The following is a 23,843-nucleotide window of genomic DNA, read 5'->3' on the forward strand; positions in this document are numbered from 1 at the left end:
TAGCAAGACAGCTGAGTTTCGGCAGTCTAAAAGCAGAGCATAGGATTAACATGACTTGTGTATTCGAGCTTACAGTAGCTGTCCCTTACACTTTTAGAAGCCAATAAGCCAAACAATTACGTTACTTCTTGTAATTGTTCGGCCTTATTTTTGTGCAGGCTACTTATTCCCAGCTCATTTAAACGCTATTTTCCGTCGCATCTGTTCTTTTTTATTCATTGATAAATCGTATTTTGCGAACGTCCAAAAACAGAGTTCATTGTCATTCTTTTTACACTTGGAATATTCATTAATATTCTAACTGCATATTTACGAATAAATGGACTTCTTAATACCGTATTAATGACACGATACCGTTTTTGAAATAAATAATATCCACCTAAAACAATTAGTAAAATGGAGAATACTTTTGACATTTCGAAATCCCTCCTACTAACTAGTTTGGTAATAATATTATTTTTTATCCGTGTAAACGAATGAAAATGTTAATGTATTGACGTGATTAAAATTATTACAAAAAGAAAAGTATATATATCAACGCAGCTAAGAAGCCGGAAAGAACATTTACCATATCATTATTAAAAAGTGCAAAACCCTTTATTTTCACTAAGTTAGTGTGACATTCTACTTTTGATTCAACTATTCGACCACAAACAGGACATTTATATTCCACTTGTACAAAGGCACCTAAAAGAGTATCCACGATATTACCTAAGAATCCAAATACAAGGATGACAAAAAAACTACCAAACTCCAAAGCAAATAAGAAATTCGCTGTTAACGCTATTAAGAGTGATCCAGCAAATGCAGCAATTGTTCCTAAGACACTGACTGCTCCAGATGTTCCAGTGGCCGCTTGTTTAAACGTTCGAACAGAGATTGGCTTTTTCTTGCTTAAGGATCCAATCTCTGATGCCCATGTATCCGAGTTGGCAGCTGCAAGAAGTATGGCGAATACACTAATCCAAACTGATTCTTTTGCAAAATAATAGATGATACCAACAATTGCTGCAAAACCTCCATTTGCCATAACTTGCCATGCATCTCGTTGTGACCCTTTTTTGGTTTTGTCCTCCATCGCCTGTTTAGTTTTGCTTTTATATTTTGAAAGCATACTAGAAGAAACAAAAAATACTCCTAGAACTACTAATCCTTTAGAGCCAAATCCTAGCGCAATTCCGCTCCCAACAAAAAAAGCCGCAATTGCGCCACTCATCGTTAATGATCTGCGTTTATATGCCAAATAAGAGACAAATAAAATGACTACTGCATACATCATACTACTCATTTGCGTAAATAATTCCTTCATTTGTAATTATTTTCTGAACAGCTAAATCATGATTCTCAACGGGAATTTGCTGCTGTATTTGCATAGAAAATGCTAGTGATATTGTTTGTCCATCATAATTTTGCAAAAAGCGGTCATAATAACCGCCCCCAAATCCTAATCTATATCCTTTTGGTGAAAAAGCTAATCCAGGAACAAGAAGTAAATCAATTAGTTTAGAATCTGTTGGTTTCGTTTTTTCTATAACTGGTTCAAACAGGTTACTATAAACCGATTCAAGTTGATTAAATTGCTCTAATTCGCGAAAAATCATTTGTCTAGATGCAGGGATGCACTTGGGAACACTTACTTTTTTGCCTAATTGCCAAGCTGTACGAATAATTTGGTATGTATCCACCTCAGGAAATTTGGAAATGGTAATCCCTATATGACTAGCAGAAATAAAGGAAGCATCATTATATAATTGGGAAGCTATTTGGTAGGACATATGCTCATATTGTGGTTTATCGATTGATTGGAGTTGTTTTATCATATCTGATCGGAATTGTTTTTTTTCCTGCATTTTATGTACACCTTCCTTACATTTTCGTTATAAATATGAAAAAAACAGAAGGGATATCCCCCTTCTGCTTATTTTGTTTCACGATGAACTGTAGTACGTTTTTCTCTTGAACAATATTTTTTTAGCTCAAGACGATCTGGATTATTTCGTTTATTTTTTTTAGAAATGTAGTTACGATCACCACATTCAGTGCAAGCTAACGTAATGTTTACACGCATGTTTATTTCCCTCCAAACTATAGGTTGCTAGTTCGTGCATACGACTTTTATATGATAACATCTTTTGTTAGGAAATGCTAGTACTTGTTTTCATTAGAATATGATTCATATCTAAAATATCCTTTTTTTCTGTCCCCATAATGGACCAAGCCCGACTAATACCAGTTGATTGAGGCATTACCTCCATATTTAAAGAAAAAATACTTACACTGGAGCCTTTTGCCATAGGCTGATATTTGAGGGTACCATTTTGATTATTGCTCCAAATATGATCAGTATGCACATTCCACAGAGGTTGTACGGTTCTCTGTTCCATGCAGCTTGAATTATGTTCTCCATTTACTAAATATAGCTGTTCCTCAATGGAATGATAGATGACGTTTTCCGTAGGTGATACAAAAGAAAGATGATTATGAAAAGCCTTTGGAAAATAATTCAAAACTAAAACTTTCATTTTTTTCGGTTCTTGAGAGTGATTTCTGACAAAAATCTCATTATATTGAATTTTTGAGTGCTTGTGTATTTGTTTTACATGAATGGAAATAGAATGTTCTGGTATTAATTTTTCATAACCATTTTGAATCCAATACGTTTTTCCATCAACCCAGATTCCAGGAGTTGTCGTTATTTTTTTTACTAATAACTTTCTTTGAACACTTTGATAGTCTTTTTGTAAATTGGCCTCAATTTTCATTCTTCCTTCACCTACTCTAATATTTTTAATTAGATATGGATTCCTTCACCTTTGCCTGTACAATCAATTCATCAAAAATTCTTTTTGTCTCTTCGCCAATTCGATTCCAGCTAAAAAGCTGGCTAACTAATATTTGCCCTTTCTTACCAATTTCTTTACCCACGGCTGGATTTTCTACTAAATACTCGATATTCTTTACTAAGTTTTCTGCATTATTTGGCTCCATATATAGTCCTGTCTCTCTATCCTTAATGATTCCTTTTAAGCCGCCTGTCTGGGATACAATTGTTGGAATAGCGAAAACAAGGGATTCTAATGCTACGATTCCAAAAGGCTCATAGGAACTCGGTATAACAACTATATCTGCTAGTGCATAGAGTGCATTCTTCTGTTCTTCCTGCAAATACCCTATTAAGTGAACACTTTCTGCTAATTGATGTCTTTCAATAAATTGTTGATATTCATCATACATCGGACCGACTCCAGCAATAACAAAACATAGATCATTTCGCTTTTTATGCAACTTTCTTGCTGCTTCTAATAAAGTTCCAAAGCCTTTTTCTTTTACCAATCTCCCCATAGCAAAAACCACTTTTTTGTTGCCCTTTGAAAAATTTTCAACCGGAGCAGCCGATATAGCTTCCTTCTTCAAGATTTCTACTCCATTGGGAATGATATTAATTTTCGTTTGTTCTACTTCAAAAATTGTCATTAACTCATTCTGCATATATTCGCTGCACACAATTAAAGAATCAGCTGTATCTATTAACTGGCTTTCTTTCCTATGGATAAATTTCTGCATTTCTGTATAGATACCACCGTTTCTTCCATGCTCTGTTGCATGTATGGTGGCTATTAAAGGAACATTTAATTGATTCTTTAAAGAAATAGCAGCTGCACCTACTAACCAATCATGTGCCTGCACTAATTCAAATGTTGTGTTCTTTCCTATCTCTATTGCTTTATCCCACATTGCTAAATTTAAGCCGCCAATCCAGTGAATAAAGTTTTGATCTTTACTATAAATTGGCTTGACCCGATACACAAATAAGCCAGCCTTTTCTTCTACGTCTTCGAGATTTTTATTCATCTCTTGTGCTGTAACAAGATGAACTTCATAGCCATTTTTTATTAAGCTATTTGTTAACCCAACTACATGAGCACCAAGACCACCAACTATATTGGGCGGATACTCCCAAGATAAGATTAAAACACTCTTCTTGTTTGTCGGTTCCTTTTGAGACCGAACCGGTTTATGGATCTGTATCGTTGCATTTAAAATTGGATATTTACTTTCTCTTAAGGAAAGCCAGTCTTTATCGATTGGTCCTTTCCAATAACCGTTTAATTTGTTTGCCGCTTCTAGATGGTTTGTTACTTCTTCACTTGTCCAATTATTATCTTGATAAAGGAGAGCGCTTAATAACAACCATTCCTTTTCCATCTGCTTCTGTACTCTATGAGTTGCTGGCGGTAAAGAAATTTGTCTCCATTCATGAAGCTCTCTTTCCAAAAATGCTAAAGCAGCATAGGAAGAACGATGTTTAACAACCTCTTCTCTCCCTCTGCGCTCTAAGAAGGAAGCACAGAGATGGACACAATCCATTCCTTGACTGAATTGCTTTATATATGTTTCAGGCGTAATATGAACCATATAGCCTTCATCATTTAAATAACGAATACTTTTATTCAACTCGTCTTGTATCTTTACATAATCAGCTAAATCAATTGGGAAAGTTAAAATGGACTCATTTATGTATGGAGGATAGGATTCTAGCAAATCTAAGATCCATTTATCCCATACTTGTTTTGTTGCTTTCTCCTCTTTAAAAAGTTGATACAGCTTTTCTTCCACAGGAAAGAACACAATATTATGTGGTGATTCAACCGCAATACCTGTATCACTCGGTAAAGGATCACTATAATCGATTGTCCTACTGTTTAGATAGCTATAAGAAAAGTTCTCTTTTTTCAAATATAAATCTAAACCAGGTGAAAAATTTCCTTCTGGAAACCAAAATCCTGTCGGCCGGTAGTCTAAATAATCATCTATAATGGATAAACCTAACTCTATTTGTAATTGAATACCTGTACTTGTCGATACATTTGATAAAGGCGAAAAAGAAGCGGGACTTGCCAGCAATTCGATCCGCTTTTCTTGGAGAAGCGATTTAAGAACCTTCAATAGATTTGTTTCTTTATCTATCCAGAAAGAATACAATTCATCATCGGGATAGTATTTTTCTAAAAATTCTGTTATTTCTTCTCGAAATGACTGCGCATCAAGTTGTTCGAGATAAATTGGCGGAACAACAATTTGAATGGTATATGGAAGTTGATTCTTTTCTGTTTCGAAAAGAAACTTGATAAAGTTAATAGTCTCCGCATATAATTCCTTTTTCTTATGTTTATCTTTTGAAAAATAGTTCATAAAAGGAATCTTATTAATTACAATCAGTTGAAAATAGGAACCATTCATTTCTTTTTCACATCCTCTTGCTCTTCTAATTCATAATAGCTATAGGTACTTACGTGTTCAATCCAATTTGGGACAGAAACATCCCCATTCTCCCACTCTTGTAAATCCTTTGCTAATTGGCCTGTTTGGTTATGTGCCGTTCTCGGTGTATGCAAGGGGTTTGACTGTAATATCGGTAAAAAGGATTGATACACATCAAGAACCCCAATTTCGAAACAAAAACTTCTATTGGGTGATAAGTCTTGTAACACCACTGATTCTTGCCTATTTTCAACAGGCAGAATGCGAGAATTATGCGCATTTCTTCCATTATAGATAATACTAGTTATATCATTAATCTTTACTGCTAGCGAACAAGTTTCCGGATCAATATCATAATAAGTTGAAATTAACTGCCATTTTCCTTCGGGAATTCTCCAAAATACTAATGCAGTGTCTTCCGATGTTAACCAAGCTTCCATCCCATTTTTCTTTGCTAATAAATCCACGCTTGTCCAAAAACTTTCCGTTATATATGATTCCTGCTTTTGCATTTGGATTACATTCTTTTGCTCCTCGGCTTGTCCAGCATTCCCATTATGTTCTTGTTCCTTCACATATTTTTTCCATTGGTATTGTACTTTTCCTACAGTTGAATTTAGTTCGATGGCAATTTTCCGGAAAGACAGTCCTTTACGTCTTAAATTTACAATTTGTTCAATCAATAGAAATTGCACCTCTTTCTAAATTTTATTTATCCAATGTCATTTAATTGCTATGGTGTATGATCGCAATTTACTAGTATATGCATACAAGATTCCATTTAGTTCGCTATTTATATTTATTATGTTACCACTGAATGGGCATTGCCACAACGAACAGATTTTGTCGGAATATGCTTAAACTTACGTACATTTATTGTAGTAGAGCAAAAAATTTTTTTTTGCATTTTTCTATTAGCTAGTACAACATCGATTCGACATATGTTTTTAAAAATTCAAGATGAATTACGACATATTCTTAACTGTTTCGCAGATTTATTCGAATATTGTCATCCACAATCTTGATTTAATAGGAATTAACGATAGATAATGATAAAATATCTTTAGCTTGCTTTGTTCTTCTTTAGGTCTCTTATTATTTATATCATTTGAAATGAAGATTTTATTCTGAGGTGAATTATGTTAATTGTAATGTTAGTAATTATAGGAATTTCTTTATTCCTTCTTATCCTGTCTCTTTTCCTTCGTGATCCCATTAAAGATTTACGAGAGGAAATAGATCAGCTTTCCATTCAACAAGTACAAGAGCTATACAAAATAAAAAAGAAATTAAAACTATTAGAAGAAGAGTTAATGATCGGTGAGGAAGATTTTTCTTTAAAGCCATCTTCTACCCTAAAAAACCCATCCGCAATGGAAATGGATAAACCACAGCCCATTCACGCTATTATTAAAAACCAAGTCTGGACCCTTGCAGCCAGCGGAGTACCGATTGAGCAGATTGCCAATCAATCTTCCTTATCTATCACTCAAGTTCAGCAAATTATAAAGGAAAGGGTCGAAAAGTAACTAAATGAAAAAGCATAGTTTACGTTCATTTGCCATCGGAATGCTCCTTTCAGCAAGCATTATTGGTAGTTTTTATTACTATCTCGAAAATAAAGGTCAAGAACATGCAACGATTAGTGTATCTGAAGCAACATCCTATCTACAAAAAAAGGGTTTTACTGTGTTAGCAGAGAACGAATATAATAATTTACAAAAGCAAATAGCAGAGAAGAAACAAGAACAAGCAAAATCAGCAGCAAAAGAAAAGAAACAGGAAGAGCCAAAAGAAGAACAACATGAGAACATTGCCTATACGTTAAAAGTTAAAAGTGGTATGAGCATCTCACAAATTGCTGAGTTATTATATAAAGAAAAAATCGTAAAAGATCAAGAAGAGTTTGAAACATACTTAATTGATAATGGCTACCATACCAAAATTCAAGTTGGCAGCTTTCCTTTAACTAGTGACATGAGTCATAAAAAAATTGCCGAAACTCTTACGAAATAAACGAACTAGAACATAATTAAATAAGTAATCTAAAAGGTCGAACAATCCATATTTAGCTATTAAGTATAAATGAAGCACACTAATTAGTTAAAAGCTATGAAATAATGAAACCCCAAATATTATAGAGATGTTGTTAGTATCTCCGTATAATATTTGGGGTGAAGTCCTTTGTTCCGGTCTTTTTTTATTTACCAATCATATTGTCTGCCTTTAACTAAATAGAAAATATTCTCAGCTATATTAGTTGTATGATCTGCTGCTCTTTCTAAATAACGACAAACAAATGTCAATTGCGAAATTTGCTGTAAATACTCAGGTTTATTTTTACTAATTTCTAAAAGCTCCACAAACGCTTGTTTATTTAAACCATCTACCTCATCATCCATCTCCGCGATTTTTCGAGCTAGTTTTGTGTCTTCTTTATTATAAGCATTTAAGGATAAGCGCAGCATTTCATTAGTAATCTCTAACATTTTTTTTACATGAATGATTGGTTTCACTAAGTCTTGATTCCCAATTCGAATAGTAGCTTTTGCAATATTAACGGCAAAATCTGCGATTCTTTCAATATCGGTTGCAATCTTAATTCCAACAATAATACGTCTTAAATCAATTGCTACAGGTGCCTGCTTCGCAATTAATAGAATAGCAAAGTCATTTATTTCTTCATACAAATTATCAGCCTTTACATCATCATCAATAATTTCTAAAGCCATTTCTATATTTTGTGTTTCAAGTGCTTCTAACGATCTTTCAAGTGCTTGAATCGAAAATTCACCAAGCTCTGTCAGTTTCTCTTGCAGTTCCTTAAGCCCTGCTTCAAATTTCTCTCTAACTGGCATAGTAAGATCTCCTTTTTTTGAATTCAGCTTAAATAATTATCCAAATCTACCTGTAATATAATCTTCTGTTCTTTTATCCTTTGGATTAGAGAATATTTTATCGGTTACATCAAACTCTATTACTTCTCCATTTAAGAAGAATGCTGTTTTATCAGAAATACGTGCTGCTTGCTGCATATTATGTGTAACAATAATAATGCTGTAGTTTTCTTTTAGTTCTTGAACTAACTCTTCCACTTTTAATGTCGAAATTGGATCAAGTGCAGAGGTTGGCTCATCCATAAGAATAACGTCTGGTTCAATCGCAAGACATCTTGCAATGCAAAGGCGCTGTTGCTGTCCACCAGAAAGTCCATATGCATTTTGGTGTAATCTATCTTTTACTTCATCCCAAATTGCCGCTCCTCTTAAACTTTTCTCCACAATCTCATTTAAAATTTTCTTATCTCGTATCCCATGAATTTTTGGTCCATATGCTACATTTTCATAAATAGATTTTGGAAATGGATTTGGTTTTTGAAAAACCATTCCGACTTTTGTTCTTAATTCTTCCACTCCATAGTCTTTATCAAAAATATTTCTGCCACGATAATTAATTTCACCTGATGTTTTTACACTTGGCACTAATTCAATCATCCGATTTAAAGTTTTGATATATGTCGATTTACCGCAGCCTGATGGTCCAATAATAGAAGTTACTTCGTTTTCGATTATGTCTAAATCTATATTTTTCAGCGCATGGTTATCCCCGTACCATAAATTAAGCTGATTTGTTTTATAAACAGAGTTTTTCACTCTACCGTCTGTAGCATTCATTTCTACTGCTTTCTTAATTTTATCTGCAAAGACTGTACTCATTTGAAGTTCCCCCTATACGTTTAATAACGTTTTTGAAATTTATTTCGAATCAATACTGCAATAGAATTCATTAAAATCAATAAAACTAAAAGAACAATTATTCCTGCTGCTGCAAGACTCTGAAACTCTTCTTGCGGTCTTCCGGTCCAGTTATAGATTTGCATTGGCAGCACTGTAAACATATCAAAAACAGTTCTCGGCAAGAATGCTAGGAATAAAGGTAAACCTAATACTACTAGTGGAGCAGTTTCGCCAATTGCCCGTGAAAGTGCCAATATCCCTCCAGTTAAAATACCTGGTATAGCTGCAGGCATGACTACTCTGACAATTGTCTGCCATTTTGTTGCTCCCATACCAAGGGAGGCTTCTCTTAATTCACTAGGAACAGATCGGATAGCTTCCTGAGATGCAACGATAATGATTGGCAATACTAATAAGCTCATTGTTAACCCTGCCGCAAGGACACTTGTTCCAAGTGATAAAGCACGAACAAAGAGTGTCAATCCTAATAGACCAAAAACAATGGATGGTACACCTGCAAGATTCGATATATTAATCTGGATAAAATTCGTGAATTTATTTTTACTTGCGTATTCTTCTAAATATATCGCCGTGCCCACTCCAATTAAAAGTGATACAGGTGCAACTACTGCCATAAGCCAAACTGTTCCTATCAATGCGGTATAGACTCCTGCATTTTCAGGTTTGCGGGAAGGCAGGCTTGTTAAAAACTGAAAATCTAAATAGCCAATTCCTTGAGTCAATACTCGATAAAAAAGGACACCCAGAACAATTAAACCAAATAAAGTTGCGCTAAAGAATAATCCTTTCATTATGACGTTTTTCATTAATCTTGGTTTCATTCGCTTAATAACTTCTGAATGGTTTACTAACTTCATCTTAATATTCCTCCCTAAAACGACGAGAAATGTACTGAGCAAGCAGATTCATCAAGAAAGTGAATAGGAATAATGTAAATCCAACCGCATAAATGCTGTAATAAATCGTTGTTCCATATCCTGCATCTCCTTGACTTACTTGAACAATATAGGCTGTCATAGTTTGTATAGATTCTGTTACATTGAAGCTTAGATTAGGTGTACTGCCTCCTGCAACTGCGACAATCATTGTTTCCCCAATTGCTCTTGATAAAGCTAATACAATGGAAGAAACAATTCCAGAAACTGCTGCAGGTAAGACTACCTTTAAAGCAACTTCAAATTTAGTAGAACCCATTGCTAATGCTCCTTCCCGCATTGCCCTCGGAACTGCACTCATTGCATCTTCTGATAGAGAAGCAATCATTGGCGTAATCATAATCCCAATAACAATTCCTGGACTTAAAGCATTAAACATTTCTAAAGAAGGAATAATGGATCTAAGTAATGGCGTTATAAATGTTAAAGCGAAAAACCCGTAGACAATTGTAGGAATACCAGCAAGTACTTCTAAAATTGGCTTAATTATTCTTCTTGTTCTATCACTCGCGTATTCACTTAAAAAAATGGCAGATGCTAACCCTATCGGCACAGCAACAATCCCAGCAATCAGCGTTACTTTTAACGTCCCAGACACAAGTGACATGATTCCAAAAGAACCGGGATCAGAAAATGGATACCATGATTTACTTGTTAAGAACTCTTTTATATTTACTCTTTCGAAAAAAGTAAATGTTTCAATTACTAATGTAAATAGGATACCGAGCGTCGTTAATACCGAAAAGATTGCAGTAATCAATAATACTTTAGGCATAATTTTTTCTAACATCTTACTTAGATTATTTTTCTGTTTTTTTTCAGCAATTAACTCTTGTACAGATCTTGCATTCACATTTGTCGTTTGTTTAATCATGCTTTAAGTCCCCCTTAATCCAACAGCAAGATGGAAAGCTAAGTACAAAGCTTTCCATCAAAACTTATTACTTAAGTCCTTCGATTAATTCTAAATCTTTTTTGTATTCCTCATCTGGCAATTTTACATAACCTACGTCTTCTGATAAATCAGCCGCATTTTCAATCATGAATTCTACAAAATCAGCTACTTCTTCTTTTTTCACCGATTCATTTTTTACATAAGTGAATAATGGTCTTGATAATGGAGAATACTCGCCGCTTTCAACCGTTTCATTTGTTGGTTCAACTGGGCCGTTCCCTCCGTCTATTGGTACTACTTTCAACTTATCCTTGTTTTCAGCATAGTAAGCATAACCAAAGTATCCAATTGCGTTTTTATCGCCTGTTACCCCTTGTACTAAAATATTATCGTCTTCTGATAATGTCGCTGCTTTAGCAATTGGCTGCTCTTCTAGAATCACTTCATCAAAATAATCGAATGTTCCAGAATCAGTTCCTGGAGAATAATATTTAATTTCTTCTTCTGGCCATCCTTCACGGATATCAGACCATTTTTTGGTTGTACCATCTTCAAGCCAGATTTTCTTTAATTCATCTAATGTTAAATGGTCAACCCATGTGTTATCCTTATTCACCACAACAGATAAACCGTCATATGCTAATCTTAATTCTGTATAGTCAATTCCTTTTGATTCTAACTCGGATTTTTCTTCATCCTTAATTGGACGGGATGCATTACTGAAATCTGTTTCCCCTGCGATAAATGCTTTGAAGCCGCCACCTGTACCGGATGATGCTACAGATACTTTCACGTTAGGCTGCTCTGCTTGGTATTCTTCAACGATTGCTTCCATAATTGGATATACAGTGGATGAACCGTCTAATTTTATTTGCCCTGATAATTGTTCAGTACCATTATCTTTTGATGCATTAGATGACTTTGATGAACTGGCATCGTTATTTCCACCACACGCTGATAATGCTAACATTGTTCCAATCATTGCTGTCAATCCTACTGTTTTAAGGCTCTTCATTTTTCTCTTTACCCCCTAAGGATGCTTGTTTTGTTTACAAGATAACTATAAGACTTTAGTATTAACTTGGTTTTAACTATTTGTAAATCAATGTAAACACATTGTAAATTTAGAGGGTTTTCGTACTCTTTTTTAAATAAAAAAAGGACAAAACTAGTAAATGCTAGTTTTGTCCTTTTCATCATATTATTTGTCTTTTTTCTCTTCTTTTTGTCTTTCTTTTTTCAAATCAAAATACGCATCCAAAACGCGTTCTCCAATTTTCTTATTGGAACCATTATCCACACTTCCTTGGTATGCCCATGGAACCATTACAGCCATGGCAACTTCTGGATTATCGGAAGGTGCGTAGCTGATTAAACTTAAATTCATAACTTGCGGCGGTTCTTTTCCATAATCACTGCGAGAAGGTCCATCGTAAAATGCCTCTGCTGTCCCTGTTTTTGCTGCAGGTGAATAATCCTTTCCACCTAGATTAGAATAAGCAGTACCTTTTGGAGTTTGTGCCACCATTTTAAATCCTTGCTGTACACGTTTGATCCATTCAGGTTTGACATCAACCTTATTTAATACTTTTGGTTTAACTGTTTCTACTACCGGTCCAAGTTTACTGTCATCCGCTACTGGTTCGCGGATCTCTTTTACAATATGTGGTTCCATTCTGTTTCCGCCATTAGCAATGGTGGAAACATATTGGGCAAGCTGCATATTGGAATACGTATCATATTGTCCAATGGATAAATCCAGTAAGAAACCTGGCAGTGTATCTTGTCCTTTAAAGCCAACTTGCTCATTCGGTAAATCAATACCAGTACGGATTCCAAGTCCATATTGGGCAAATTCATTTCTCACTAACGAGAAGTCCGCTAATGAAACAGATAGTGGTTTACCGTATACATAGTTAGCACCAGCCATGTTCATTACCGTTCTAAACATATAAACATTGGATGAGCGTTGTAAAGCGGTAAGATCGTTGATTGGTCCCATTGTCGTCCACGATTTTTTGATGGTATTTCCAATTTTCACAGGTGTATCATTCCATACTGTCCCAGGAGAAATCGCTCCTGTTTTATAACCAGTTAAAACAGTTGCACCTTTTACAACAGAACCTACGTTGTAAGTAGTTGTAATATTACCAAGTGCATCATCTTGAACTTCTATTTTACCTGTTTTATCATTTTTCACTAGTCGTTTCCCTGCCATGGATAGGACATCCCCTGTATTGGGATTCATTAAAACAACATAGGCACGATCAAGTAATTTCGTTCCCGCAAATGTTTTTGCTTTTTTTAATTCTTCCTCAATGATTTTTTCTATTTTTAATTGAAGCTCCATATCGATTGATAGTACCAAATCATTGCCACGTTTTCCTTCTGTAATGACTTCGGTACTAACAATATTACCTTTTTTGTCTGTTTTATTGCGAATTTTCTCTTTTTGCCCTTTAAGAACATCCTCATATTGAAGTTCTAAGTAACTGGTACCGACCCGATCATTTCTGCTATATCCTCGGGAAACATAATAATCTAATTTCTCTGCTGGCAGTCCTCTTTCAGCGGAGCTCACATTCCCTAAAACAGATTTCAGGGTATCCCCAAATGCATAGGATCTCTCCCAATCTGTTGTCGTATCGACACCAGGTAAGGCTTCTAAATTCTCACTAACTACAGCAAATTCTTCGTCGCTTACCTCTTTATTTTTGACCATTTGCGGTGTTAGTTTATAACCGCTGATAAACTCACGATAGATAGCTAGCACTTCTAAATCATGATTAGTAAGTGTTTTTATATCCTCCGCGGTAATCCGATCCAGCTGCAACTGATACACTTGCTTATTGTATTCTTCTTGATCTGGATACTTCTCAGCTAAAGCTTTTTTTTCCTTTTCAGTGACTTTCTTTTCCGCTTCTTTTTTATTTTTTATAATCCAATAGTCTTTTTTCTCGCGCTCCGTCACCTTTTTCGTATCTTTCATAATATATTTTGAAAGTAATTCAGCGGTTTTGAGCATATCTTCTTGTTTCGCACCAGAATTCGTATAAGTAATTGCTTTTTCTGCTACATTATCTACTATCACTTTTCCTGTTGCATCATACATTTTGCCACGTGGTACAGAGGTATTTACTGTAACATCTTCTGTTTTCTCTAATTCTCTTTTATAATCTTCACCATAAACAATCTGCACAAAGCCTAGGCGCAGAATCAATGCTGAAAATAATAAAAAGACAAAAAAGAAAATAATATTAAGACGTACAGGTATCGTTTTTTTCTTTTTCTTTTTTCCCAACGTTTAATCACACTTTCCTTCGATATTCTTTTTCTATTGTAATAGAAAATCGTAGATTATTCTATTAATAACTAATTGGAATAATATGCTAGGATTGTTGAATGTATAAAACATGCTATAACTTGCTCTGTTATTCATTAATATGGGAGGAAATACATCTATATATCCACCTTTCTTTTATCCAAAAAAAACCAAAAACACTATCTAAAAGGCAGCAATGTACATACCCATAGATAGTGTTTTTTTATTTTAAAGTCTCGTAATCTATTCTTTTTCCTTCTTTAATTCAAAATATTTGTCCATAACACGTTTTCCGATAGTTAAGTTTGGTGATGGTCCATTGTTGGTTGTGTACACCCAAGGAACCATCACAGCCATGGCAACCTCTGGGTTTTCGGAAGGCGCATAGGTTATTAAGCTTACATTCATTACTTGGGGCGGTTCTCCTTCTCTATTTTTTCTTAATGGCCCATCATAAAAGGCCTCAGCCGTGCCAGTTTTTCCCGCTGGACTATAAGAAGAACCCGCGAAAGCTTTAGCTCCTGTACCGCTTGTCATAACAAGACGAAATCCTCTATGAATTTGCTCCATCCATCCAGGCTTCAATTCCAACTTATTTAATACTTTTGGTTGAATTTCTTGAACAATCGGTCCTAACTTCCCTTCTTCCTTAGAAGTTTCACGTATTTCTTTCACTAAGTGTGGCTGAATACGATACCCTCCATTAGCAATTGTTGAAACATATTGGGCTAACTGCATGTTCGTATACGTATCATATTGTCCAATCGACAAGAACATTAGGTTTGCTGGCTGGTTTGGATCCACTACTCCTCTCAACCCAGCCGTTTCATTTGGTAAATCAATTCCAGTCCGAATACCTAACCCAAATTCTGAAAAGGAATTCCTGATTTTAGGATATGCTTCCAAATCAATGTTTAATGGCTGCATATAACCATAATGCCCTTTCCCAATCTTTATAGCTGTTTGAGCCATATAGACGTTAGATGAGTCCTGTAATGCTTTCAAATCACTAATCCATCCCATTGGTTTCCATGATTTAAAAGGAGGTGATCCTTTAATTTGCATGGTTGCATCTAGTATGGAAGTTCCTGGAGAAATAACCCCTTCCTTATATCCTGTCAATACCATTGCACCTTTGACAACGGAACCAACATTATAAGAAGTAGTAATATTACCTAACGCAAAATCCTGCACAACTTGCTTGCCTGTTTTCTCATCTTTGCCTAACTGCTTTCCGGCCATCGTTAATACTTCACCCGTATGAGGATCAATTAATACGACAAATGCTCTATCTAAATATTGAGTGCCAGCATAGCCATATTTCGTCTTTTTCAGCTCTTCTTCAATAATTTTTTCTACTTCTAGCTGTAATTTCATATCAATTGTCAATACTAAGTCATTACCGGCAGCTCCATTGGCAATCACTTCCGAATTAACTATTTCATCTTTTTTATCTTTAATAAATTTAACCTTCTTCTTTTGTCCTTTTAAAATATCTTCATATTGCTTTTCTAAATAGCTAAGTCCGACTCTATCGTTCATGCTATAACCTTTTGCTATATAGCTGTCTTTTTCTTCTGCAGGAACCCCTCTTTGTGAAGTACTGACATTCCCTAATACGGTTTTTAATGTCGACCCAAAATCATATTTTCTGTCCCAGTCCCGAACTGTATCGACACCTGGCAGTTTGTCCAAATTTTCGCTGATTACAGCGATTTCCTTATCGGTAACCCCCTCATTTTTAACAATATGTGGTGTATAGTAATAACCGCTTTGAAATTCCCGATAAATAGCTAATGTTTCCATATCTAGATCTGTAAGTGTGTTTAAATCCTTTTCTGTTATCCGCTCACGCAAAAGCTCATCATATACTTTTTGGTATTCTTTATTGTCATTCTTATATTGTTCTTGTAGTTTCTCATTTTCTTTTTTGGGTATTTTCTTCTTTGCTTCTTTCGGATGAATAAGAATCCAGTAATCTTTTTTATCTCTTTCTGATATCTTTTTAAGATCTTTTTCACTGTCCATCTTAATAATTTTTGCTAATTCTTCGGCGGTATCCCGCATTTCATTCGGTTTATATTTTTTCCAATTCGTATAGGTAATCGCATTTTTACCGACATTACTTACAATGCTTTCTCCCGTTCGATCATAGATTTCTCCTCTTGGGACAGATGTGCTGATGATAATGTCCTCTTTCTTCTCGACTTGCTTTTTATATTCATCACCATAAACAATCTGAACAAATCCTAATCTTAAAATAAGTGCTGAAAACAATAAAAATACCGTAAAGAATATAATGTTAACTCTTAAAGGTATTGGATTTCTCTTTTTTTTCTTTTTTTCCCCCACGATCGATTCCACCTTTTCCTCCAAAACTTTCCTATTTTCTATTTTAAAGGAAATTTACAAAGATTACTATATGATTATTTTATATTTAACTGAATACTCTTTTCTTCACCTTATTAATAAAGCAAAAAAGGATCTGTAGATATGACAAATCCTTTTTTGCTTTATGCTGTTTTCCACCTAATCTTTCGAGCAAAGAAATAGATCACAGAATGTCCACTTCCTAGTATAAATAACAGTATCGGGATTACTTTATTTGGATTGAATACACTGACGCCAATGATAAAAAGAAGAACCGATAAAAGTCTTCCCAGATTGAGAAACAATTCCCTCACTACTATATATTCTATTCTCATTTCTCCTGCTTTCCAGCCTTTTCCGATAACATCAAAGGTCAAGCTGGTGTAAGGTACTAAAATTAATGGGTAAGCAATAGCTATTATACCTGCATAAATCAATAATTTCGTATAAGAAAAGTCAAAAACAATAATAAACATCGATAAGAATAACATTATTCCTCCAATTAAAATGGACTTATTCCGATTCTTATTTTTGACTGTCCTTGAAACAATATAATAGGCAATAAAGGAAATTCCTGAATTGATCAACCCAAATTTTCCTAAAGCTAATTCACTATCTGTTGCTATATAAACAAAGACAGTTATCATAAATGCAAAGACACCTTCTCTTAACCCTTGGAAAAAATGAGCATTCGTAATCAATTTCCAGTTATAATTATGTTTTCGCTCTTTGACAATTCTTTTAAAAAAATATTTACCTTCTGCTGGCCGTCTTTTTAGAAAGAAACTTGAAACAACCGCGAGAAGAAAAAGACCAAGAGACATTCCAAAAACAATCATATACCCTGTAGACTTCGTGAGCTGGGAGATAATATATCCTGCAATCATTGGTCCAATCATACCAGCAACAGAATTTAACAATCCCAAAAAGCCATTAAAGAAATCTCTCGTTTCTGGTTCTGTTACTTCAAAAGTTAAGACATTATAGGCTAACCAATAAAATCCGTTGCCAATTCCAAGAATGGCCCCTAGTACTAACAGAAACGTTGATGCTTTATCTCCTATCAGTAATACTGTTAAATAGAATATGGTAAGAAAAGCTACTCCAATTCGAAATACAATAACTCGGTCAATTTTCTTCGCCCATCTGCCAGCAAGTGTAAAGGTAAATAGTTGCAACAAAATGATAGCAAGATTATATAAGCCTAAATCTCTAAATTCACCTGATTGTTTCCATAGAAACACGTTAACGAAAGTATTAGAAAGTGCTACACTAAGTGAGTACAGCCCTCCTGTAACCAACAAAATTTTCAAATCTTTTGTTAGCTCTACATCACCTATTAATTTTCCTATTTTCATCATAGAAACTCCCCTTTGTTCTAGAGTAGTTTCTAACAAAACAAATTTCGTTATGCATTATATATAAAAACTAACAATTATGAAAATAAGACCACATTATGACCGATAAAATGGAACAATAAAAAAACCTGTAAACAATATATGCTCACAGGTTTTCGCATTTCTATTTCTTATTTTGCAGCAGCAAAACGTTTTGCTACTTCATCCCAATTAATAACATTAAAGAATGCACTAATATATTCAGGACGACGGTTTTGGTAATTTAAGTAGTAAGCATGTTCCCAAACATCTAATCCTAAAACAGGTGTTTTACCTTCCATTAATGGATTATCTTGATTTGGTGTGCTAGTAACTTCTAATTCACCGTTGTTCACAACTAGCCAAGCCCAACCAGAACCAAATCGAGTTGTAGCAGCTTTTGAGAATTCTTCTTTAAAGTTTTCAAAGCTTCCAAACTTGCTGTCGATAGCAGCAGCTAAATCACCAGTTGGTTGACCGCCACCATTTGGAGAAATTACTTCCCAGAATAATGAATGGTTTGCATGACCGCCACCATTGTTACGAACTGCAGTGCGAGCAGCTTCTGGAACTGCATCAAGATTAGATACAAGCTCTTCCACTGTTTTAGAAAGTAATTCATCATTTCCTTCTAATGCATTGTTTAAATTTGTTACATAAGTATTATGATGTTTCGTATGGTGAATGTTCATCGTTTCTTTATCAATGTGTGGTTCTAATGCATCATAAGCATAAGGTAATTGTGGTAATGAATATGCCATGTCTAATTCCTCCTAATATTTTATGTATTATGTTCTTCCCTCTAATAGTTTGCCCTATTCCGACAATTATTATATGAGAAGCCTTTAACAATACCTTATCAAATAAAGTGCTTACTTTCAATCAATTTGCTTGAAAAGATTCCCTTTTTAAAGTACCCATTTGTTATCATTTTAAAACGTCTCAATAAAAGAATCTAAAGTTCTTATACCAAATGGTTTTTTCCTTTTACTATCAGTAAGGAGAAAAGCATTTTATTTCTTTATATATATTAACTATCTCTCTTCGATTCCTTAAGTAAAAATGCTTTATATTCTCTTGTGATTAACATCACCCTTAAGTATTACCTATTTATAAATATACTACTAAGATTCTCTTAGAATAAGTTCGTTAAATTGTCATTTTTTCATTTTCGCCCAATACATCAGCATTCCTGATATTCCTAAAAATTATTATACTTTCTACAATTCCATTATATTCCATTTTGAGATTGACAAATATTTCACAATGTTTTTTAATCAAGAAAAGAGGCTTTTTAAGGAGTGCTTTCCTATGAATGAAGTGCAGCTATCATTATATAGTTTACTCATACAACATTTTTTTGAGATTGAAAAAATAGAACATATAAAAAAAGGGACTTTACTTTTCCAAGAAAAAGACCCTGTCCAAAAGATATATATATTATTAAATGGAACCATTTCACTTGGAAGAGTACACGAAAAAGGAAAAGAATTCGTCATTAAAATCCTTCATGATGAGGAGTTATTAGTGGAATACCAATTATTTAAACATTCTCCTAAATACTATTTTTTTGCGAAAAGTATGACTGATTGTGATGTCCTTGCTATTGACCGAACAGAATTTGAACAATTAGCATTAAAAGACCCCGTCTTATTAACTTCTATTACGAGTTGGTTAAGTACAGGCTATCTAAAAGCACATATGAAATGCCAGGATCTTATTATGAATGGAAAAAAAGGGGGGCTTTACAGTATTTTAATCCGATTATGTCATTCCTTTGGGATAAAAAATAATGAAGGCATTTTGATTGATATCCCTATCACTCATCAAGAATTAGCAAACTTAACTTTTGGGACACGAGAAGTGATTCAACGCATATTAAAAGATTTAAGAGAAAGGGAAGTAATAGACTATAGTAACCAAAAAATCACCGTGAAAAACCTTGCCTATTTAAAAAGAGCAGTTGATTGTCAAAATTGTCCAGTCGATATTTGTGGACTTAATTAAAAGAAGCTGGCACACACTTACTTTAAGCAAATAGTAACCCGAACAATTATTCTGAAATGGCAATGCTTTCGAATAATCGTTCAGGTTGTTTTATCCATTTCAGAAAGAAGGTCTGTGGATTTCAGCTTATAGCCTGTTTTATATTTTAATGAGGAAATAAATAATCATGATTGCTTGGATAATTCCTTTTGTTACTACACTACTTAGGAATCCTATTAATGAACCTACTCCAATTTTCAAGGCATTCTTCCAATTTGTCTTACTTACAACGAGCTCAGCTAGGACTGCCCCAATAAATGGACCAAGAAGAATTCCGAGCACAGGAATAACAAAAGGACCTATAAGTAATCCAATTGTACTTCCCCAGATACCAGCCTTTGTCCCTCCAAATTTCTTTACTCCAATCCAATTAGATACGGAATCGGCAAAGAATAATAAGATAACAAACATCCCTTGGATAATCCAAAATAGGATACTAAGTTCTTCGAAAGAAAAGAACAGACCATATAAAAGATAACCGGCTAGTATAAAGATCACGCTTGGAATGATTGGATAAATCAATCCAATAAACGCAATAATGAATAATACACTGATAATTGTCCAATAAATAATATCCATACCGATCCTCTTTTCTTCTTATTTATCTATTATGTTACCCATTCATCTTGTTTACCACACTTTTTTCTGCAAATCAAATGCTCGGACTTGTATCTATCGGTTGTAAAAAGATACAATAGGAATGAAACTTTTGAAGGATGTGTAAGAATGAATATTTTTAAGCAGTTTTATCGAAGCCTCTATTCTCCAAAAGATATAGCAAGCTTCCGTTTTCAAGGTATCGGAAAAACCATTATTTATTTGTTGCTTTTGACGATTATTGCATCACTACCTAATTTATATTATTTAAATAAGGGAATAAATGAAGCAATACATACGTTTAGTGTAACCATGGAGGACGAAGTACCTTCTTTTACAATAAGTGATAATATCCTACATACAGATAATGATGAAGAACCTACTATTATTGAAAAGCCGGATTTAACAATCATTGTCGATTCCTCAGGAACTTATGATCACGCGAAGGTTAGTTCCTATGGAAATACAGTTGCCCTTTTAAAGAATGAATTCGTAATAGTAACTTCTGGACAAGCTCAAACATTTGCATATTCCTCATTCGGTAACTTTACAATGACAAGTGAGGAGCTCATTGACTTTATCCAAGGAATGGATTCATTATCCTATGTGTTTATTATTATATTAGTTGTTATTTACATTCTGTTCATGCTTCTCTATAAAGCATTACAAACACTTGTGCTTTCTATGTTTGGAAGCTTTTTCGCGAGAATATTCGGCAAAAGATTGACTTATGCACAATGCTGGAAAATCACTGTCTACAGTATCACTATTCCAGTAATTTTCTTTGCTATTATGGATTGTTTACAGACAGTTGTTCCTAATGGCTACTTATTAAATTGGTTTATTAGTTTATTCCTTGTCTGCTTAGCTATTAAAGAAATACAAACAGAAAAGCCACTGCAACCATAAAGAAAAATACTCTTGGTATTTTAGAAATAAAGCCAAACAATCATAAACGCTTCGTGCGATTGTTTGGCTTTTTCATTTATAAAGTGGAATTGTCTACATTAAGCTACAATTGCGGTTTAATCATCAGTTTATCTATTTAATTCACTCCCATCCTCAGGAGCAGTTTTTTCCTCCATCTTAATATTCTCTTCTAAAGCGGCTACTAACGTTGCTAATCTAGCGCTTATCTCGGCATTTACGCGAATACTCTCTTGCTGTATTTCTCCTATCCTTTTCATTTCATCGGAACTAGCAAGTGTTTGTTGACTAATCGATGTAACATGAAGTGTACTATGTTCCATTTTAGGAAAAAAAGCTTGGAGTTCATTTAATAAATGATGGTTATCTTTTAGCCCAAAAATAACAAGAGAAATTCCCTCCAATAACTGATCAATTGAAACTGTTGCTGTTTGAACTAAATCCGCACTTTTCGTGAAGTTCATTTGAATATCTTCTAAATCAGATGATGACTTTTGAATAATTTGATCCATATCGAGCGTAAATGATTTAATATCCTCAGCGGATTTAGATGATAAAACAGCTAGTTTTCTTACTTCATTAGCTACTACGGCAAATCCCTTTCCTTGGATGCCTGCTCGAGCCGCTTCTAATGTGGCATTCAAAGCTAAAAGCTTGGTTTGTTCAGCCAGCCCTTTAATATCTTCTACTACCTTTTTAATCGATAAAGCATGGTTATTTAATAAATCATTATTGCTATATATCACTTTCACTTTGTCTTGCAGTACATGTTGGCTGGCAAACAAATTATTCATATTTTCTTCGCCATGAATGGCAGCAAGATTCATTTCTTCCGTATGCTCCTTTATTTTCTGGCTGCTTTTTTCAATTTGCTCGCTTAATGCCTTCATTTCTTGAAAAACACTGATATTATGTTCGGAGCTAATAGCTGTCTGCTCAGCTCCATTTTTCACCGTATTTATCATTTCCGTGAGGTTTTCTCCACTATCAATCATCTGCACAGCTTCTGTATGTAATATATCGTTTGTTTTAGATAAATGAACACTTGTTGCTTGCATCTCAGATAGGACATGCTTTAACCGCTTAATCAATAAATTGTAGCTGTTTATAAGCGAATTTATTTCTGGTATCGAGTTTTTAATGGATGTTACCTCTGTTAAATGGCCATTTCTGGCAATCCGCATGATTTCCCGTAATTTCAATAAGGGACTTACCATCGTTTTAACAAAAAAACGAATAACAATTGCAATAATAATAATACTCAATGCCGAAAACAGTAATAAACTATTTTTTAATTGCTTTACATTATGCAGGTATTCTTCTTGTGGAACTGCTAATAAATATATCCCCTTCAATTCTTGAATTTGCTGAAAGGCAACGGTATATGTTTGTCCATTCCATTTCGTTTCCAATACTCCCGATTCTAAATCAGTTACCTATTGAATGAAGGAGTCCTCCCACGTAAAATTGGATGTTTGACTTACTTTAAAAGGCTTGACTTCCTTTTCTGTGAGTACAAAAAAAGAGGCATTTAAACCTTCTTGGGCAAAACTAGCATCTTGATCTCTAATTATTTGTTCCATTTTTGTTTGGAACTTTTCTTCTTGGCCAACGTACATTAACATCGTATTTTGTGCCATTACGTAAATAGTATTTGCCTCTTTTTCTAATCTTTCATGCATCATCTTAATAGTCATTTTGGTAGAACTATTAATAGAAATAAATGTCAAGATTAAGATAGTAATAATAAATAACGGTAAGATAAACAGAAATAACCGATTTTGAATAGAAAGCTTTTCGTTTTCTTTTTTCCTGTCCTTGATTTTATTCATCTACTCGTCCCCCCTTCTCAAACATTTTCACAAATATTTGTTAAGGACATGTAAAGGCAAAGTAATTTAATGTTAATTTTTATGACTTTTTACCTATATCCACCTTCCTAGCATTTCATTGGTTCTAACCAATAGGGGACAAGCATATAATTTCCTATAATCAGTTTAGGGGGATTTACGATGAAAAGGTTTTTTATTACCTTTGCAGTTCTAGTTACCATATATGTCATCTATATTGATTTAAACGAAGGCACACTCTCCTCCCAAAAAGAACAAGAACCTACAATAGAGACACAGGGCACTCCTCAAGATTCGTCCTTATCCTTTGAGCAAAAAGTAAAATCTGGTGACACCGTTCTTTCAATTGTTGAACAATATTCAACTGGCGGTTTATCCGTTAGTCTTGAGACAGTAGTGAATGACTTTCAAAAATTAAATGATGGATTAAAACCGGAAGATATTCAAATTGGCAAAACCTATCTATTTCCGATTTATAAATAGCATAAAAGAGAACTTCCAAAAA

25 protein-coding genes are annotated in these 23,843 nt (G+C 34.2%); 6 read left to right on the top strand and 19 right to left on the bottom strand.

Annotation, left to right across the window (positions count from 1 at the left end):
- Window positions 1–215: 215 nt before the first annotated feature.
- The 7 genes from NSQ92_RS13780 to NSQ92_RS13810 form a co-directional block, all read right to left on the bottom strand.
- Window positions 216–416, bottom strand: a complete 201-nt coding sequence (locus NSQ92_RS13780; protein WP_047941256.1) for a hypothetical protein — start codon at window positions 414–416, stop codon at window positions 216–218.
- Window positions 417–511: 95 nt separating this feature from the next.
- Window positions 512–1,288: a DUF92 domain-containing protein gene (locus NSQ92_RS13785; protein WP_341152865.1), complete on the bottom strand. Its 777-nt coding sequence runs from the start codon at window positions 1,286–1,288 to the stop codon at window positions 512–514.
- The gene (locus NSQ92_RS13790; RefSeq protein ID WP_047941258.1) at window positions 1,281–1,850 is read right to left on the bottom strand and encodes a 5-formyltetrahydrofolate cyclo-ligase; all 570 of its coding nucleotides are present in this window, start codon (window positions 1,848–1,850) and stop codon (window positions 1,281–1,283) included. Before NSQ92_RS13790 ends, NSQ92_RS13785 begins: the two co-directional genes overlap by 8 nt.
- Window positions 1,851–1,918: 68 nt before the next feature.
- Window positions 1,919–2,068: a 50S ribosomal protein L33 gene (gene rpmG / locus NSQ92_RS13795; RefSeq protein WP_016204868.1), complete on the bottom strand. Its 150-nt coding sequence runs from the start codon at window positions 2,066–2,068 to the stop codon at window positions 1,919–1,921.
- Between the two features lie 67 nt (window positions 2,069–2,135).
- Window positions 2,136–2,762 (bottom strand): hypothetical protein, encoded by a 627-nt coding sequence (locus tag NSQ92_RS13800; RefSeq protein ID WP_047941259.1) that lies wholly within the window; start codon window positions 2,760–2,762, stop codon window positions 2,136–2,138.
- A 25-nt stretch (window positions 2,763–2,787) separates the two neighbouring features.
- The gene (locus NSQ92_RS13805) at window positions 2,788–5,241 is read right to left on the bottom strand and encodes a glycosyltransferase (protein WP_341152866.1); all 2,454 of its coding nucleotides are present in this window, start codon (window positions 5,239–5,241) and stop codon (window positions 2,788–2,790) included.
- A complete protein-coding gene (locus NSQ92_RS13810) occupies window positions 5,238–5,945 on the bottom strand; it encodes a DUF4912 domain-containing protein (RefSeq protein WP_047941260.1) in 708 nt (235 codons plus the stop codon). The genes NSQ92_RS13805 and NSQ92_RS13810 overlap by 4 nt, the downstream gene beginning before the upstream one ends.
- Window positions 5,946–6,401: 456 nt before the next feature.
- On the opposite strand from NSQ92_RS13810, the gene NSQ92_RS13815 reads away from it, so the two are divergent.
- Window positions 6,402–6,791, top strand: coding sequence for a hypothetical protein (locus NSQ92_RS13815; protein WP_047941261.1), 390 nt, complete (start codon window positions 6,402–6,404; stop codon window positions 6,789–6,791).
- 4 nt (window positions 6,792–6,795) lie between these two features.
- Window positions 6,796–7,278 (top strand): aminodeoxychorismate lyase, encoded by a 483-nt coding sequence (locus NSQ92_RS13820; RefSeq protein ID WP_341152867.1) that lies wholly within the window; start codon window positions 6,796–6,798, stop codon window positions 7,276–7,278.
- A 188-nt stretch (window positions 7,279–7,466) separates the two neighbouring features.
- Here NSQ92_RS13820 and phoU read toward each other — a convergent pair whose 3' ends face one another.
- The 9 genes from phoU to NSQ92_RS13865 form a co-directional block, all read right to left on the bottom strand.
- Entirely contained in the window at window positions 7,467–8,120 is a 654-nt protein-coding gene (gene phoU, locus NSQ92_RS13825; protein ID WP_047941263.1) for a phosphate signaling complex protein PhoU, read from the bottom strand.
- 36 nt (window positions 8,121–8,156) lie between these two features.
- A complete protein-coding gene (pstB, locus tag NSQ92_RS13830; protein ID WP_235844481.1) occupies window positions 8,157–8,936 on the bottom strand; it encodes a phosphate ABC transporter ATP-binding protein PstB in 780 nt (259 codons plus the stop codon).
- Between the two features lie 62 nt (window positions 8,937–8,998).
- Window positions 8,999–9,877 (bottom strand): phosphate ABC transporter permease PstA, encoded by an 879-nt coding sequence (gene pstA, locus NSQ92_RS13835; protein ID WP_047941265.1) that lies wholly within the window; start codon window positions 9,875–9,877, stop codon window positions 8,999–9,001.
- Between the two features lies 1 nt (window position 9,878).
- Window positions 9,879–10,829, bottom strand: a complete 951-nt coding sequence (gene pstC / locus NSQ92_RS13840; RefSeq protein WP_047941266.1) for a phosphate ABC transporter permease subunit PstC — start codon at window positions 10,827–10,829, stop codon at window positions 9,879–9,881.
- A 67-nt stretch (window positions 10,830–10,896) separates the two neighbouring features.
- The gene (locus NSQ92_RS13845; RefSeq protein WP_095258967.1) at window positions 10,897–11,865 is read right to left on the bottom strand and encodes a PstS family phosphate ABC transporter substrate-binding protein; all 969 of its coding nucleotides are present in this window, start codon (window positions 11,863–11,865) and stop codon (window positions 10,897–10,899) included.
- Window positions 11,866–12,051: 186 nt separating this feature from the next.
- Window positions 12,052–14,151, bottom strand: a complete 2,100-nt coding sequence (locus NSQ92_RS13850; RefSeq protein ID WP_095258968.1) for a peptidoglycan D,D-transpeptidase FtsI family protein — start codon at window positions 14,149–14,151, stop codon at window positions 12,052–12,054.
- Window positions 14,152–14,415: 264 nt separating this feature from the next.
- Window positions 14,416–16,536, bottom strand: a complete 2,121-nt coding sequence (locus tag NSQ92_RS13855; protein ID WP_341152868.1) for a peptidoglycan D,D-transpeptidase FtsI family protein — start codon at window positions 16,534–16,536, stop codon at window positions 14,416–14,418.
- A gap of 149 nt (window positions 16,537–16,685) precedes the next feature.
- Window positions 16,686–17,903 (bottom strand): MFS transporter, encoded by a 1,218-nt coding sequence (locus NSQ92_RS13860; protein ID WP_061798568.1) that lies wholly within the window; start codon window positions 17,901–17,903, stop codon window positions 16,686–16,688.
- Window positions 17,904–18,070: 167 nt separating this feature from the next.
- Window positions 18,071–18,679 (bottom strand): superoxide dismutase, encoded by a 609-nt coding sequence (locus NSQ92_RS13865; RefSeq protein ID WP_061798570.1) that lies wholly within the window; start codon window positions 18,677–18,679, stop codon window positions 18,071–18,073.
- 550 nt (window positions 18,680–19,229) lie between these two features.
- Between NSQ92_RS13865 and NSQ92_RS13870 the strand changes: the two genes are divergently transcribed.
- A complete protein-coding gene (locus NSQ92_RS13870) occupies window positions 19,230–19,925 on the top strand; it encodes a Crp/Fnr family transcriptional regulator (protein WP_095320794.1) in 696 nt (231 codons plus the stop codon).
- A 138-nt stretch (window positions 19,926–20,063) separates the two neighbouring features.
- Here NSQ92_RS13870 and NSQ92_RS13875 read toward each other — a convergent pair whose 3' ends face one another.
- Window positions 20,064–20,543, bottom strand: coding sequence for a DUF456 domain-containing protein (locus tag NSQ92_RS13875; protein ID WP_047941271.1), 480 nt, complete (start codon window positions 20,541–20,543; stop codon window positions 20,064–20,066).
- Window positions 20,544–20,690: 147 nt separating this feature from the next.
- On the opposite strand from NSQ92_RS13875, the gene NSQ92_RS13880 reads away from it, so the two are divergent.
- Both NSQ92_RS13880 and NSQ92_RS26835 read left to right on the top strand, forming a co-directional pair.
- Entirely contained in the window at window positions 20,691–21,470 is a 780-nt protein-coding gene (locus NSQ92_RS13880; RefSeq protein WP_047941272.1) for a DUF1189 domain-containing protein, read from the top strand.
- Between the two features lie 42 nt (window positions 21,471–21,512).
- On the top strand, window positions 21,513–21,572 hold the full coding sequence (locus NSQ92_RS26835) for an SWIM zinc finger family protein (RefSeq protein WP_369988355.1): 60 nt from the start codon (window positions 21,513–21,515) through the stop codon (window positions 21,570–21,572).
- Window positions 21,573–21,598: 26 nt separating this feature from the next.
- On the opposite strand, the gene NSQ92_RS13885 is transcribed toward NSQ92_RS26835, so the two are convergent.
- A complete protein-coding gene (locus tag NSQ92_RS13885; RefSeq protein WP_341152869.1) occupies window positions 21,599–22,900 on the bottom strand; it encodes a methyl-accepting chemotaxis protein in 1,302 nt (433 codons plus the stop codon).
- A gap of 24 nt (window positions 22,901–22,924) precedes the next feature.
- Window positions 22,925–23,320: a hypothetical protein gene (locus tag NSQ92_RS13890; protein WP_341152870.1), complete on the bottom strand. Its 396-nt coding sequence runs from the start codon at window positions 23,318–23,320 to the stop codon at window positions 22,925–22,927.
- Between the two features lie 180 nt (window positions 23,321–23,500).
- Here NSQ92_RS13890 and NSQ92_RS13895 point away from each other — a divergent pair, with 180 nt between their 5' ends.
- Window positions 23,501–23,821, top strand: a complete 321-nt coding sequence (locus NSQ92_RS13895; protein WP_047941274.1) for a LysM peptidoglycan-binding domain-containing protein — start codon at window positions 23,501–23,503, stop codon at window positions 23,819–23,821.
- Window positions 23,822–23,843 lie beyond the last annotated feature (22 nt).

This window comes from Niallia sp. FSL M8-0099 (genome assembly GCF_038006945.1).
GTDB classification, from domain to species: Bacteria; Bacillota; Bacilli; order Bacillales; family Cytobacillaceae; genus Niallia; species Niallia circulans.

Excerpts from the sequence above, each read along its gene's own strand:
- NSQ92_RS13865 (WP_061798570.1), bottom strand. The coding sequence starts at position 18,679 with ATGGCATATTCATTACCACAATTACCTTATGCTTATGATGCATTAGAA.
- NSQ92_RS13785 (WP_341152865.1), bottom strand. The coding sequence starts at position 1,288 with ATGAGTAGTATGATGTATGCAGTAGTCATTTTATTTGTCTCTTATTTG.
- NSQ92_RS13820 (WP_341152867.1), top strand. The coding sequence starts at position 6,796 with ATGAAAAAGCATAGTTTACGTTCATTTGCCATCGGAATGCTCCTTTCA.
- NSQ92_RS13880 (WP_047941272.1), top strand. The coding sequence starts at position 20,691 with ATGAATATTTTTAAGCAGTTTTATCGAAGCCTCTATTCTCCAAAAGAT.
- pstC (WP_047941266.1), bottom strand. The coding sequence starts at position 10,829 with ATGATTAAACAAACGACAAATGTGAATGCAAGATCTGTACAAGAGTTA.
- NSQ92_RS13845 (WP_095258967.1), bottom strand. The coding sequence starts at position 11,865 with ATGAAGAGCCTTAAAACAGTAGGATTGACAGCAATGATTGGAACAATG.
- NSQ92_RS13800 (WP_047941259.1), bottom strand. The coding sequence starts at position 2,762 with ATGAAAATTGAGGCCAATTTACAAAAAGACTATCAAAGTGTTCAAAGA.
- NSQ92_RS13815 (WP_047941261.1), top strand. The coding sequence starts at position 6,402 with ATGTTAATTGTAATGTTAGTAATTATAGGAATTTCTTTATTCCTTCTT.
- NSQ92_RS13790 (WP_047941258.1), bottom strand. The coding sequence starts at position 1,850 with ATGCAGGAAAAAAAACAATTCCGATCAGATATGATAAAACAACTCCAA.
- NSQ92_RS13875 (WP_047941271.1), bottom strand. The coding sequence starts at position 20,543 with ATGGATATTATTTATTGGACAATTATCAGTGTATTATTCATTATTGCG.
- NSQ92_RS13780 (WP_047941256.1), bottom strand. The coding sequence starts at position 416 with ATGTCAAAAGTATTCTCCATTTTACTAATTGTTTTAGGTGGATATTAT.
- NSQ92_RS13895 (WP_047941274.1), top strand. The coding sequence starts at position 23,501 with ATGAAAAGGTTTTTTATTACCTTTGCAGTTCTAGTTACCATATATGTC.
- NSQ92_RS13805 (WP_341152866.1), bottom strand. The coding sequence starts at position 5,241 with ATGAATGGTTCCTATTTTCAACTGATTGTAATTAATAAGATTCCTTTT.
- pstA (WP_047941265.1), bottom strand. The coding sequence starts at position 9,877 with ATGAAGTTAGTAAACCATTCAGAAGTTATTAAGCGAATGAAACCAAGA.
- NSQ92_RS13890 (WP_341152870.1), bottom strand. The coding sequence starts at position 23,320 with ATGAATAAAATCAAGGACAGGAAAAAAGAAAACGAAAAGCTTTCTATT.
- NSQ92_RS13860 (WP_061798568.1), bottom strand. The coding sequence starts at position 17,903 with ATGATGAAAATAGGAAAATTAATAGGTGATGTAGAGCTAACAAAAGAT.
- phoU (WP_047941263.1), bottom strand. The coding sequence starts at position 8,120 with ATGCCAGTTAGAGAGAAATTTGAAGCAGGGCTTAAGGAACTGCAAGAG.
- rpmG (WP_016204868.1), bottom strand. The coding sequence starts at position 2,068 with ATGCGTGTAAACATTACGTTAGCTTGCACTGAATGTGGTGATCGTAAC.
- pstB (WP_235844481.1), bottom strand. The coding sequence starts at position 8,936 with ATGAATGCTACAGACGGTAGAGTGAAAAACTCTGTTTATAAAACAAAT.
- NSQ92_RS13870 (WP_095320794.1), top strand. The coding sequence starts at position 19,230 with ATGAATGAAGTGCAGCTATCATTATATAGTTTACTCATACAACATTTT.